The organism is Nitrosomonas marina, from assembly GCF_900111605.1.
GTDB lineage: Bacteria > Pseudomonadota > Gammaproteobacteria > Burkholderiales > Nitrosomonadaceae > Nitrosomonas > Nitrosomonas marina_A.
The window spans coordinates 1-13028 of sequence record NZ_FOIA01000024.1 but is presented as its reverse complement, the minus strand read 5'-3'; the positions used below and the strand labels follow the sequence as shown (position 1 = coordinate 13028).

Here is a 13028-nt window from a genome sequence, read left to right as displayed (position 1 = left end):
GAACAGCTATTCGCTATGCTCGGCTTCAGCAATTTTGACATTCAGCATGTCTATCAATGACTGAAATCCTTCGCGTTGCAAGATTGATCGATATTCGCTACGCTTAATCGCCAAATCACTTACGCCATCAAATAATATGTTCACAATTAACCAATGCTCTTCTGGCCGGTGGAGCACGTAATCAAAATTCACTGCGCCACCATCTCCCTTGTTGAGCCGACTACGCACCAGCTTTTGGTTTCTTGGCAAATCACGCTGTTCGATAAACTCGAATTGTTCGCCATTATATTGTTTAAATCGACCGGCGTATGACGCAATACTAAGCTTTCTGAATGTTTCTATGATCAGATTTTGCTGCATTGTATCAAGCTCGTGCCAAAGACTCGCTCCAAGGATAGTTTTTATAATTAAATCAATATCATGCGTCTTGTTGACAACGGGCGTTAAGAATTCAACCCGCTCTGAATAGTTAAGCTGCTCTCCCTCACGCATTACATGCAACAAAGACTGCTGCAAAGAATCAATCGCACTTTGTGCACTATTAAATTCGGGTTCATCTGCGTGTGTAATACCGATTGGAACAATAATGAGTAAGGATAGCAGCACAGCGGTAATTAATCGCGACGCCAAGCTTATTTTCCTAGTAGTCTGTTTTGCTTTCATATCGGCGGTCCTTCCAGCGAGCACGTTCACCGCGCCAGTAACGTATTGCTGAGGTCCATGTCATGGCAAGATACAGCATACCAATAACTGGTAACGCAAATACCCATATTGGTGAACGATGAAAATAAACCAAAGTCGGCCTGTAAGCCAAGTACATGGCCAGCCACGCTGCTGCACAAAGCATATAAGCTTTTTGATCATCAGGCAGCAACAAGAACACGAAGGGCCCAAACCAGAACATTGATACCATTATCACAGTACACAGGACCAGTAATGGCAGCGAGTAATTAAGTTGTGTATAAGCCGTTCTGGATACCATTTCCCAGACAGTCTCCAATCCAGGATAACCACGCTGACTGCGCACTGAGTGACTTAAACCTAACCAGATCTTGTTTCCTGCATGTTTGATGTGTGCAGCCAACGTACAATCATCAATCAATGCATTGTGCAGACTGGTAAATGCGCCCACTGCACGCAATGCTTGCGTTTCCACAAGTATACACCCTCCTGCAGCAGCAGCCATGCTTGAAGAAGGTTTGTTTGTCAATCCGAAAGGATACAACAACTTAAAGAAAAAAATAAATGCGGGCATGAGCGAACGCTCTACAAGATTGCTTAGAGGTGGCTCGGCCATTATTGACACCAGGGCACATTGCTCTTTTGTTACTTTATCCAGAAGCGCGGCAATAATTCCTGGCGACAAAGCAATATCAGCATCAAGTAATAGTGTGTAAGCGGTACGCACTTCCCGCAAACCTTGTTCGAGAGCCCAAAGCTTACCGCTCCAGCCGGCCGGCGGCGCGGTGCCGCTAATAACCCGCGCTCCATTTGCTCGCGCTAATTGTGCTGTCTGATCAGTAGATTGATCATCTACGACAATGATTTTTAAACCAGTTCCCTGGATATAGACAGTTTCGAGTGTATGACGGATATACTCCGCTTCATTACGAGCAGGAATCAACACCGTGACGTCGTTTAGATTAGATGCAGAATGCGCACTCTGTTTTGGTTCCATCTGCTCATATGTACTAGCCGGACGCCAGGGAAGTATGAGTATCAAAGACCAGCCAAAAACTCCAATTGCGCCTAATATAAACCCCAATAAACCAATCAACGAAGGATTAAACATAAAATACTTATAAATCTTTCGTTCAAATAACTATCCACTGACTCACCTTGCATGTAGAGCCGCAGACGATCATTCAGTGCAACACTGCTACCGTGTTGATGTGATTTTTGTCTATTTATTTGATATCGTAACAGGAATGTCTGCCAGTTTTTTCCCTTTTTTGTCAGTTTCAGCAATCCACTTGGGTAAGGGTTCCGCCACCATCTCACCTGTTGTTCTGGGACCTTTAACTGAGGTCACAAGTGCTTTCCAAGGATGTTGCAGCGTATCTTCCACTGCAGTGGCTTCGTAACCACAATGCGCCATGCATTGAGCACATTTTGGGTTGCTTGCATTACCGTATTTTTCCCAAGGTGTTGTATCGAGCAACTCTTGAAATGTATTAACATAACCCTCGTCAGCCAGCAAATAGCACGGTTTTTGCCATCCAAAAACATTACGTGTCGGGTTACCCCATGGAGTACACTTATAATCCTGGTTACCCGCCAAAAAATCGAGATAAAGAGCCGAGTGATTGAGCCGCCATTTACGCTTCAGTTTTTTGCCTAACGCAAAAATACCGCGAAACAATTTTTTAGTATCTGCACCTTTGATAAACACATCCTGCTTGGGAGCATGCTCATAACTGAACCCTGGAGCAATTGTTGCGCCTTCTACGCCAAGTTCCATAGCATAATCAAGAAATTCGACAACATCTTCCGGTGTCTCGCCTTGAAATAACGTGCAATTAATTGTAACTCTGAATCCTTTTTCCAAAGCAATTTTAATCGCTTCAACCGCCCGGTCAAATACGCCATCTTGACAAACCGATGCATCATGCCTTTCTCTCATACCGTCCAGGTGAACTGAAAATGTCAGGTATGGCGATGGAGTATAGTCATCAATTCTCTTCTTCAACAGCAACGCATTGGTACAAAGATACACATATTTTTTGCGTTTTATGATACCGGCAACTATTTGCGGCATTTCTTTATGCAATAAAGGTTCGCCACCCGGTATGGAAACCATGGGTGCACCACATTCATCAACAGCCTGCATACACTCATCATACGACAACCGTTTATCGAGAATTTCCTCTGGGTGTGCAATTTTTCCGCAACCAGCGCAGGCGAGATTACAACGAAACAGCGGCTCCAGCATTAAAACCAGTGGATATTTCTTGACTCCCAAAACTTTTTGCTTAATCAAGTATGTGCCTACCGCGATTTGTTGGCGTAAGGGTACTCCCATGGACAAAACCTCCAAAAGCTTGTATCGATTGCAAAATATCGGCGGGTGGATGCCAAGCGCCTGACATCAAAATTCATCACATCACTATGGTCACATCAATAACTTAATGCACCACACAATCCGCAATCGATTGAAAAAATGAAATATATTCCGGTTCTCAAAAAAGCTCCATAATTTCCTGAAAACCGGTTATTTTGAAAACATTGTAATTATATCTTAATCTTACTTGGAAACTGAACTACCAACAGCAGATCATTTACATTCACTATCTAACGCTTGATCCAAAATAGCTAATCAAACAATCAATTATTGACTATAGACTGCGTTAAAATCTGCCCAAGTACAATTTGTATAAATGCAACACTGTGCTGATTATCGTGTAAACACAGTATTATATTCAGAGAACCCCTTTATTCAGAGAACCTCTTAAAACAGCATTCTATGCGTATACAGATTATCAGATTTTATCCAGTCAACATTTTGATCCAAACTGATACAAGTACCTCACATTTCCGGTTGATAGATTGTCCGCCAGGAAGCTTTTATGACAGCCTCTAAAAATCAACTCCGAGTGCACGCAATGTTTCCTTGGTTAGCTCACCCGTTGCAAGATCGTTATCTTGTTGAAAGTTTTCAATGGCAGATAAAGTCCTTGGGCCACTAATTCCATCGACTGGACCCGGGTTGTAACCAGCGTTTGCCAAAGCTTGCTGCACGCGACGTATTAAACCAGGCGTTGCTGCAACAACTTCATGGGAATCTTCCATAATTTCATTAGCCGGCTCAACAACTGTCGCCTCTAATGCATCGGCAGCATCTTCCTGTATCTCGCTGACCGCAATTTCAGCTTCATTCGCAGTTTCTTTAGCTGCATCAATCATCTTGTCAAACGCGTCGCCCGCTGTTTTCGCAGCGGTGTCAATTGATTCACTAGTCTCGTCAGACAAGTCATTCAATATACCTTCCATGGAACTCATTTCTTCTTCCAAATCAATATTTCCAAACGGTTCAATGTCGTCTGTTTCTTGTATATCTACCAACGGCTCAGGCTCAATGATTGTTTCCAAACTTTGAATTGGCTCATCAGTCACTTGCTCCTGGCTCTGAGTTGCCGCATCCTCCGGTTCGTCGCCGCAACCGGATAACAATCCGGCAGTAAATAAGAAAACAACACTAGCTGATAATAATTTAACTTTGCTTGACTTCATTGACTCCCTCCGTACTTATGAAACATAGACAACAAGCGATGATAGACTTAATACTGCATTTAACTCTGGAATATACTCAAATATGGTTTTGATATTATTATTTAATAACATAACGCTTAAATAGATGTTATCGAGGACATTCTGGGCTATCAAACATTCGTCTGCGCACTAACTATTTAGCAAGCCACTCTACTCCTGAATAACACAATATATCAGAGCAGATATAATTTTTTATCTGTTTTTCATGGTGTTGGTTGCCTCAAGAGCAATCTTTAACAACAAGACAAGACAAAACATCAGATTTAACCCATATCCAGTATAGACTAATTTATATTGCTACAAATTACCAATTTTTTTATTCTTATATTCACAGATTATATGATTTTTCGTTTTGCCCCATAATGAAAACTCACGCATCCGAAAAACAACATTTGTGTTTAATTGGCGGAGGCCATAGTCATGTGATGGTGATCAAACAGCTGATCACAGAACCATTGCAAAATACAGATGTAACGTTAATAAGCCCGGATATGTATACCCCCTATTCAGGTATGCTGCCTGGATTAATTGCAGGCCATTATTTATTTGAAGATTGCCATATCAATTTACGACGTCTGTGTCAGTGGGCTGGAATCAGATTTGTTCGAAGCTCAGTGGAACGAATCGATCCCGAGCTTCAAATAATTAACTGTCCAGATTTTGAACCTATTAGATATGATCTGCTATCCATAAATATAGGCTCGCAACCCACTACGCATGGAATACTCGGTGCAGATAACTTTGGCTGCGCCATCAAGCCAATTCGCAATTTTCTTTTACGATGGCATCATTGGCTGGACTCTCGAGCCGAGTCAAAACGAAAGCAAAAAATTGTCGTGGTTGGTGGTGGTGCTGCAGGCGTTGAAGTATTGCTTGCAATGCATTATCACGTGCAAGCCTCAACCACAATTGAGGTCGACTTTACACTCATTAACGGAGATTTGGCCATTCTTGCCACACACAACCGCACGGTACAAAATTATTTTCACAGACATTTACAGTCCAAAGGCATCACTGTAAGAAATGGAAAGGTGTTTTCTATAGACGAGCAATCACTGCATTTGCAAGATGGCACCTCTTTAGATTACGATTTTACGGTATGGGCCACTCATGCTGGCGCATATTCATGGCCGGCAGGAAGTGGAATAAAATGCGACTCACGCGGTTTTATTGAAGTTAATCAAAACCTACAAAGTATTTCGCATGCGAATATCTTTGCTGCAGGTGATTGTGCTGCATTTATGCCACAAGCACTGTCCAAAGCAGGCGTATTTGCAGTACGGCAAGGCCCTCTACTTTTTGACAATATCGTCGCATCAATCAATCGGACAAAGCTTTCTTCATTTAAGCCGCAACATCAATTTTTGAGCTTAATCACTACGGGTGGGCGACATGCAATTGCATCACGGGGGGTCATTTTCTTACACGGAAGATGGGTCTGGCGCTGGAAAGATTTTATTGACAGCAAATTTATGAAAAGCTTTCGCCACTAACATCAAACAAAATGTGCGACAGCACAGTTCACTTCTTACAGCTCTATCAATAATAATGCACATGTCAGACTGGCATAGATAAATCAAATATGTGTGCCAATCTAAGCGTCTAATTTACACATACATAATGAAAAAAATCCGCGTATTTTTATCAATTATGCAAGCAAAGATAAACTCTCACGCTGCAATCCTGACTAGTTTTGACACACCTATACAGCAAGGATGAAATATAAATGCCTCAAATAAAACAATATATACAATTTTTTAGAAATCAGTGCAATTGTTGTTTTGGCGCAACAACCAGCCAAGATTGCCTTGACAGAAAAAACCTCCTTATATAAGCTGCGCTTTGGTCAAATACGACACACTTATTGAACATTTGGAATGTCAGCTGTTAGCGATTAAGTATAGAAATTTCCGGTAAGCGAAAAGTCAATAGACGACATATAATAAAATAAGAGTTGACACGCACCATCAGAATACCTTGCTATAGGAAGCAAGATGAAACGTAAAAGTTATATTACTTCGAGGGGAAGATCTTGAGTTCGACAATAACCAAGTTGAACGCTCCGCTAACGCAAGCGTTTGATTTTCAGCCTTCAAGCGAATTAAAAACAACACCAACACCGACACGCAACACTCTTGCGCAGCGATTGGCAGGGTTTGATACTCTGACAAATGCACTTGAATATGCTGCGCAAGGAATAACGGGATATAACTTCTATAATGCAAAAGGTCATTTGCAATCAGTTTTACCCTATAAATTGCTCAGGAACAACGCACGTTCGTTTGCTCGACGGTTAGCCGGATTCAATTTAGCGCGAGGCAGCCGCATTGCCATAATAGCTGATACATCCCCTGAATTCATTGAGTTATTTTTTGCTTGTCGATATGCTGGATTAGTCCCGTTTGCCATGCCTGTACCTGTTAATTTAGGCAGTCATGGAATTTATGTGCAGCAATTAAAAGGTATGCTTGAAAGCAGTCAAGCAAGTTTAGCGATTGCGAATCTGGATTACATTAATTTTCTTGAAGAAGCTTCCAACAAAACAACAAATCTTCAATGGGTTGGAACTCCAGCTCAACTCTGGGAATTACCTGAAAAAGAGGTAACACTCCGGCCAAATACCACGGACGAGGTTGCTTATCTGCAATTTACGTCGGGAAGTACGCGCATGCCCAGAGGTGTTGTAATAACTGAACATGCGCTCATGTGCAACCTGGAAGGTATCGTACGCAATGGTTTGGAAATAAAACCAGAGGATCGTTCTGCATCATGGCTGCCTTTTTATCACGATATGGGTTTGGTCGGCCTGGTGTTAGCACCGATGGTCACTCAAATTTCAGTTGATTATTTAGCTACGCGTGATTTTGCAATTCGCCCCCTACAATGGTTGCGCCTTATAAGCCGCAATCGCTGTACAGTTGCTTTCAGTCAGCCTTTTGGACTTAAGTTATGCACAATGCGCGTTCGTGAATCCGACTTAAGGGATCTTGATCTCAGCTGCTGGCGCGCCGCCGGCATTGGCGCAGAAATGATTCGTCCGGAAACTTTAAGAAATTTTGCAGAGAAATTTTCTTCTGCAGGTTTCAGTGACAGTGCATTTTTACCATGTTATGGACTTGCTGAATCAACGCTTGCAGTTACATTCTCAAAAATTGGTAATGGATTCCACAGCATTCAGGTTGATAGCAAAACTCTCATAGACAAAAGAATGGCTACGAAACTACGTGCTGAAGGCCGTAAATATAACGAATTTGTTAATTGCGGTCGCCCGCTTCCGGGACATACAGTCAAAATTGTAGATGAGACAGGACAGCAGTTGGGTGAGAATATGGTTGGCAGCGTACTTGTTCATGGCGCAAGTGTCATGACGGGTTATTACAACAACCCAGAAGAAACAAAGAAAGCGCTTATGCCCAATAATTGGTTAGACACGGGTGATATTGGTTTTCTGTACGATGGTGATTTGTATATAACAGGACGCCGGACAGATGTTATTATCGTCAATGGTCGGAATATTCGAGCTCAGGATATCGAAGAGTTGGCAGAACAACAACCTGAAATCAGATCAAGAGAAGCTTCTGCATTTGGAATCAACGATACAGACGGAACAACGACAATAGTTCTCGTGATTGAGTGCCGATTGACCTCGACAGCAGAGCGTCACTCACTGATCAAGCGGTTGCAACAACTGGTTTACATGGCTTTTGGCGTTAATTGTATTGTAGAATTAGTGCCGCCACATACATTACCTAGAACTTCATCTGGCAAATTATCCCGTTTTGCTGCTCGTCAGGGCTATATTCAGCGAACAAATCTGGACGAACAACTGTTGTCAGTAGCCGAGTCAGGAGATCGTTAGGTCAATATGCGGAAATTGGTAGCAATAACGGGTGCTACTGGTTTTATCGGTCAACGGTTAATTAAAAAACTTGCCAGCGAAGGCTGGCAAGTAAAAGCACTTGCCCGGCATAAACAAGAAAATTCAAAGCTCATACAATGGGTGTATGGGGATTTGGACAACCACACTGCACTCGCAGAACTAACACAAGGAGCTTCAGCTATTATTCATTGCGCAGGTGCAGTGAGGGGCCGTACGCTCAATGATTTCATCCATACAAATGTGATCGGAACCAGAAATCTTCTTGATATTGTCGCTAGACATAACCATCATCCGCGCTTTCTGTTTGTTTCTTCGCTTGCTGCGAGACATCCAGAGTTGTCATGGTACTCTACAAGTAAAAATATTGCCGAGCATGAAGTGATCAACCATGCAGCTAAACTGCAGTGGACCATATTTCGACCTACAGCAGTCTATGGTCCCGGGGACAAGGAACTCGCCCCACTATTCAAATCAATCCGAAAAGGATTGCTGCCAATAGTGGGAAAACCAAGCAATCGATTTGGTTTAATACACGTAGATGATCTAGTTCAAGCAGTTCAATTATGGCTTGTTTCAAAAGAGCCGTGCAACGGTATCTTCGAGTTAGATGACGGCACACCCAATGGTTACAGTTTTAAGTCTCTAGCAGATTTAGCACAGAAAGTTTGGAAAAGGCGGATTCATTGTATAATGATCCCAAATTTATTAATCAAAACTATAGCTGTTCTCAATCTTTGGTTAGCACACTTGTTGCGTTACTCTCCGATGTTGACACCAGGAAAAGTAAATGAACTTCAGCATCATGACTGGGTATGTGACAATACTCGGCTTATACGTGCATTACCGGCTTGGCAACCAAGCATCCAGTTAAATGAATCGTTATCCAAAATCATTTAGTGCAAATACTTAAGGATCCCATATTTTATGACTGATAGTAATTATGATGAAATTCTGCAGTTACTCAGGGATCGTCTTAGCAGCATAGCAAGTTCTGAAATAGTCATAACACCAGAGACCAATATCATCAGTGAGTTATCAATTGATTCAATCAAGTTGTTAAATCTTATAATGGAAATTGAAGATACCTTTGATATTTCCATTCCCATCAATGCATTAGCTGATGTTCAAACTGTTCATGATCTTGCAAGTCTAATCTCCAGAATAAAATCTAATCACTAAATGAATTTACTCGAAAAACTCGATGCAGCCGCAGCTGCAAGGAAAGCTATGCTTCCAGAAGGCGTCGGAGCTTTCGGCATACCTATCGAAGAAGTATACTCGGCAACGGAAGCGAGAATAGGTGAACGTCGCGTCATATTACTCGGTACTAATAATTATCTTGGCTTAACTTTTGCTCCTGAATGCATACAGGCAGCTCATGATGCATTGGACGCAGAGGGTACGGGTACAACTGGCTCCAGAATGGCTAATGGTAGTTACTACGGCCACCGTGCACTTGAGAGAGAGTTTGCAGAATTTTACGGATACTGCGCCGGGATTGTATTCACAACCGGTTATCAAGCAAACCTAGGAACAATTTCTGGTTTAGTGAGCCGCGGTGATACGGTATTAATTGACAGTGACTCTCATGCAAGTATTTATGATGGTTGCATACTCAGTGGCGCGGAAATTATTCGCTTTAAACATAACGATATGATCGATATGGAAAAACGCTTACGCCGCCTGGGAAATCGCACAGAAAATACATTGATCATAGTCGAAGGTATCTACAGCATGCTAGGAGATCAGGCACCACTGGCTGAAATTGTAGATTTAAAAAACAAATATAACTGTACTCTTTTACTTGACGAAGCTCACTCCATAGGTGTGCTCGGAGAGACAGGCCAAGGTTTAGTCGAAAAAACAGGCCTACAAAATGAAGTCGATTTTATCACTGGCACATTTAGTAAGAGTTTATGTAGTATCGGTGGCTTCTGTGTCAGCAATCATCCGCAACTCGATCAATTACGCTATCTCAGCCATCCCTATATTTTTACAGCTTCACCCTCGCCAGCAACCATAGCATCAACTCGTGCAGCGTTGGTTCTATTACGAGAAGGGAAAGCGTTACGCAGACAACTCTGGAAAAATTGTACACAATTGTACGATCATCTAAAAAAAGCTGGCTATACACTTGGTCCGGAGCCTGGTCCCGTCATCGCCGCAATACTCGACAATCCCAAGCAAGCGCTGCAAATCTGGCAGAGTCTGTTGGAAAACAATATTTACGTTAATTTAATTTTACCACCTGCTGCACCTGATGGAAAATCTCTAGTTCGATGTAGTGTAAATGCAGCTCACTCTACTGAGCAAATTTCTTATGTGGGCGAAACATTTGCAAAACTGCATCGGCAAATATTAGATGCAGATGCATGAAAAAATGTGTTCTGATGATTCTGTTTCAAAATATCGTACTGTTTTAATTATGTAATCTCATCAGTCTGGCTCACCTGAATAAGATACAATTTAACGTAGGCTAATAACAGGCCACCCCTTCGTTTCCGCATGTTTCTTCAGAGTAGGATCAGGGTCAACAGCTACCGGGTGGGTTACTTTACTTAATAACGGTAAGTCATTCAGTGAGTCGCTGTAAAACCAACTTTGTAAAAACGATAGCCACGTTAAATTATGCTGGTTCAGCCATTCTTCAAGACGATCAATTTTACCCTCTCTAAAACTCGGTTTGCCTAGGACTTTACCCGTAAATTCTCCATTTTCTTCCTCTGGATTTGTGGCAATCAAGTTATCAATTTCAAACAATCGCGCAATTGGTGCAGTCACGAAACTATTCGTTGCTGTAATAATAATACATAGATCTCCGTCAAGCATATGACTTTCTATCAATTTTTTTGCACCTGGCGCAACAAGTGGTTTTATTTTTATTTCTATAAACTCTTTCCGCCATGTTTCTAACTGACTTCGCGGATGCCTTGATAGGGGCTTGAGCTGAAAATCCAGAAATTCATGAATATCCAATGTACCTGCTTTATATTGTTCATAAAATTCTAGATTCCGTGCCTCATGCAATTCACGATCCAATGCTCTTTTCTCAATCAGAAATTGTGCCCATTCGAAATCACTATCACCTACTAATAAGGTATTGTCTAAATCAAATAATGCGAGTTTCATGATAATATATATTTGTTATGATAAGCTACTTAACATTTCTTTCAATAACGGAACCGTAATTTGGCGTTGATGTGCCAAAGAAAATCTATCAAGAGCATCAAGTATCATCATCAGAGAAGGCAAATCGCGTCGAGTATGTTGGAGCAAATACCGACATACTGCCTTTTTCAGTACAAACCCTCGTTCTGCGGCTTTTTGTTGTAATGCCTTTATTTTCTCGTCCTCTGTTAATTCATGAACCTGATAAACCAGTCCCCAACCCAATCGAGTTACCAAATCACGTCGTAGATTTAATTGTACTGGCGGCAAAGAGCCACTCACAAGCAATGACGAACATCCGTCTTCCTTCATTCGATTATAGATATTAAACAAAGTAATCTGCGATTCGTTATCTAACAAATCTACATCATCGATTGCCAAGCATCGCAAGCAATCCGTCGTTTGAATATTGCTAGTTATCTCACCAGAAAAATAGTAAGCCGTATATTCACATTGTAAGACCTCCCCGACCACAGCCTGTAGCAAATGGCTTTTGCCACAGCCAGAATTTCCCCAAATATACACAAACTGTTCTTTATCGCGGGCAAAAATAACATTTTTCAGTGTCTGCACTAATTCAGAATTACGTCCTGTCACAAAATTTGTCAATGAGGGCTTTTCATTAGGCTTAATATCAAGCAATAATTGTTTCATGGGAAAACAACTGTACAAATATTCATTACGTGTCAAATTGTGCTTAACATAACAGGAAACTTTCCAATAATTGTAGCTTGTTTAATTTATATAATTTTTTTATGGAAAATTCAAAGTGATGACTGATAGATATTTCTAAAACCAAACTACTCACGATCTTCTATAATCAAAGCGGAAGCAACAACGTTTCTCCTAACCCGTCATTACGCACATAATATCCATATAATTTCCATTTGGTGACAGCAACGAGTCAACTGGAATCGATCGACCCTTTGAATTAAAGGCGATCATTTGGAAAAAATTCTATCCTGGACATCTTTCTAATTTGCATGATCTTCGTTGTCAAACCGTTCTCAAATGAATTCGATTGTCAGATCTGCACCTTCGATCCTGATGGACTCCCCGGTAAAATTATTCGCATAGGTTAGCCTGTCAATCGATACGCCCTATCAGACCTAAGGCCTCTCTTAATTGATCTTCTGCTAATTCTGAAGTTAATGGTGTTTCCAAAAATTTTTTCAGCCACCCAAGATTTATTGTACAAAACGACCTCGAAATAAATAAAGGTCAAAACCCTAACGGATTCTTAACTATCAAAAATCTGATACCTATCCGTTCGTTAACTTGTTCATAGAACATAGTTATCATACACATCCTGAATTTTGTCGCATGTATATCTAGTACTCTATCAATATGATATCGCCAGGTACAACGTTGCCGTGGTGTTATGGAGCAAGGCACAGTACGCGGAAAAGGGTTGTTCCCTTTTCAAGTACTGTAACACGGCTGCAGGACGCCACGGTAACGCCCTGTGGGTGAGCTTGTCAGCATCCATGAGCTACGTTGTGTCTTTTGGTAATAGAACGAACTATTTCCTGCAAGACACGCCTTGCCATGAACACTGACAAGCTCACTGAACCCGTCAATATCATATTGATAGAGTACTAACTAGGTTCCAGACAAAAAAAGCCGGTACACCGGCTGTCATATGACAGTGGTGTACCGGCGTTGTTGCTTGCTTCTGGTTTACAGTCTGGTAAAGACCGGGATCACCGCT

The 13028-nt window shown here is 41.6% G+C and carries 11 protein-coding genes; 5 read left to right on the top strand and 6 right to left on the bottom strand.

Annotated features, from left to right (window positions below):
- Positions 1-6 precede the first annotated feature (6 nt).
- The 4 genes from BMY62_RS11090 to BMY62_RS16520 form a co-directional block, all read right to left on the bottom strand.
- Positions 7-663: an ABC transporter substrate-binding protein gene (locus BMY62_RS11090; RefSeq protein WP_090659737.1), complete on the bottom strand. Its 657-nt coding sequence runs from the start codon at positions 661-663 to the stop codon at positions 7-9.
- Positions 641-1792: a glycosyltransferase gene (locus BMY62_RS11085; RefSeq protein ID WP_090659734.1), complete on the bottom strand. Its 1152-nt coding sequence runs from the start codon at positions 1790-1792 to the stop codon at positions 641-643. Before BMY62_RS11085 ends, BMY62_RS11090 begins: the two co-directional genes overlap by 23 nt.
- A gap of 111 nt (positions 1793-1903) precedes the next feature.
- Entirely contained in the window at positions 1904-3022 is a 1119-nt protein-coding gene (hpnH, locus tag BMY62_RS11080) for an adenosyl-hopene transferase HpnH (protein ID WP_090659731.1), read from the bottom strand.
- Positions 3023-3576: 554 nt separating this feature from the next.
- Positions 3577-4230: a peptidoglycan-binding domain-containing protein gene (locus tag BMY62_RS16520; RefSeq protein WP_256207569.1), complete on the bottom strand. Its 654-nt coding sequence runs from the start codon at positions 4228-4230 to the stop codon at positions 3577-3579.
- Between the two features lie 254 nt (positions 4231-4484).
- Between BMY62_RS16520 and BMY62_RS11070 the strand changes: the two genes are divergently transcribed.
- The 5 genes from BMY62_RS11070 to spt all read left to right on the top strand — a co-directional run bounded on the left by BMY62_RS11070 (position 4485) and on the right by spt (position 10525).
- Positions 4485-5762 (top strand): FAD-dependent oxidoreductase, encoded by a 1278-nt coding sequence (locus tag BMY62_RS11070; RefSeq protein WP_143058799.1) that lies wholly within the window; start codon positions 4485-4487, stop codon positions 5760-5762.
- A 539-nt stretch (positions 5763-6301) separates the two neighbouring features.
- Entirely contained in the window at positions 6302-8128 is a 1827-nt protein-coding gene (locus tag BMY62_RS11065; protein WP_090659725.1) for a fatty acyl-AMP ligase, read from the top strand.
- 6 nt (positions 8129-8134) lie between these two features.
- Positions 8135-9046 carry an NAD-dependent epimerase/dehydratase family protein gene (locus BMY62_RS11060; RefSeq protein WP_090659722.1) on the top strand — a complete coding sequence of 304 codons (912 nt, stop codon included), beginning with the start codon at positions 8135-8137 and terminating at the stop codon, positions 9044-9046.
- Between the two features lie 27 nt (positions 9047-9073).
- Positions 9074-9328, top strand: a complete 255-nt coding sequence (locus BMY62_RS11055) for an acyl carrier protein (protein WP_090659720.1) — start codon at positions 9074-9076, stop codon at positions 9326-9328.
- Complete coding sequence (gene spt / locus BMY62_RS11050; protein ID WP_090659717.1) at positions 9329-10525, top strand: serine palmitoyltransferase; 1197 nt, start codon at positions 9329-9331, stop codon at positions 10523-10525. It begins immediately after the preceding gene.
- Positions 10526-10615: 90 nt separating this feature from the next.
- On the opposite strand, the gene BMY62_RS11045 is transcribed toward spt, so the two are convergent.
- Both BMY62_RS11045 and hda read right to left on the bottom strand, forming a co-directional pair.
- Positions 10616-11278 (bottom strand): histidinol-phosphatase, encoded by a 663-nt coding sequence (locus tag BMY62_RS11045; RefSeq protein ID WP_090659714.1) that lies wholly within the window; start codon positions 11276-11278, stop codon positions 10616-10618.
- A gap of 15 nt (positions 11279-11293) precedes the next feature.
- Positions 11294-11971: a DnaA regulatory inactivator Hda gene (gene hda / locus BMY62_RS11040; protein WP_090659712.1), complete on the bottom strand. Its 678-nt coding sequence runs from the start codon at positions 11969-11971 to the stop codon at positions 11294-11296.
- Between the last annotated feature and the right edge of the window lie 1057 nt (positions 11972-13028).

Excerpts from the sequence above, each read along its gene's own strand:
- spt (WP_090659717.1), top strand. The coding sequence starts at position 9,329 with ATGAATTTACTCGAAAAACTCGATGCAGCCGCAGCTGCAAGGAAAGCT.
- hda (WP_090659712.1), bottom strand. The coding sequence starts at position 11,971 with ATGAAACAATTATTGCTTGATATTAAGCCTAATGAAAAGCCCTCATTG.
- BMY62_RS11090 (WP_090659737.1), bottom strand. The coding sequence starts at position 663 with ATGAAAGCAAAACAGACTACTAGGAAAATAAGCTTGGCGTCGCGATTA.
- BMY62_RS11055 (WP_090659720.1), top strand. The coding sequence starts at position 9,074 with ATGACTGATAGTAATTATGATGAAATTCTGCAGTTACTCAGGGATCGT.
- BMY62_RS16520 (WP_256207569.1), bottom strand. The coding sequence starts at position 4,230 with ATGAAGTCAAGCAAAGTTAAATTATTATCAGCTAGTGTTGTTTTCTTA.
- BMY62_RS11045 (WP_090659714.1), bottom strand. The coding sequence starts at position 11,278 with ATGAAACTCGCATTATTTGATTTAGACAATACCTTATTAGTAGGTGAT.
- hpnH (WP_090659731.1), bottom strand. The coding sequence starts at position 3,022 with ATGGGAGTACCCTTACGCCAACAAATCGCGGTAGGCACATACTTGATT.
- BMY62_RS11060 (WP_090659722.1), top strand. The coding sequence starts at position 8,135 with ATGCGGAAATTGGTAGCAATAACGGGTGCTACTGGTTTTATCGGTCAA.
- BMY62_RS11085 (WP_090659734.1), bottom strand. The coding sequence starts at position 1,792 with ATGTTTAATCCTTCGTTGATTGGTTTATTGGGGTTTATATTAGGCGCA.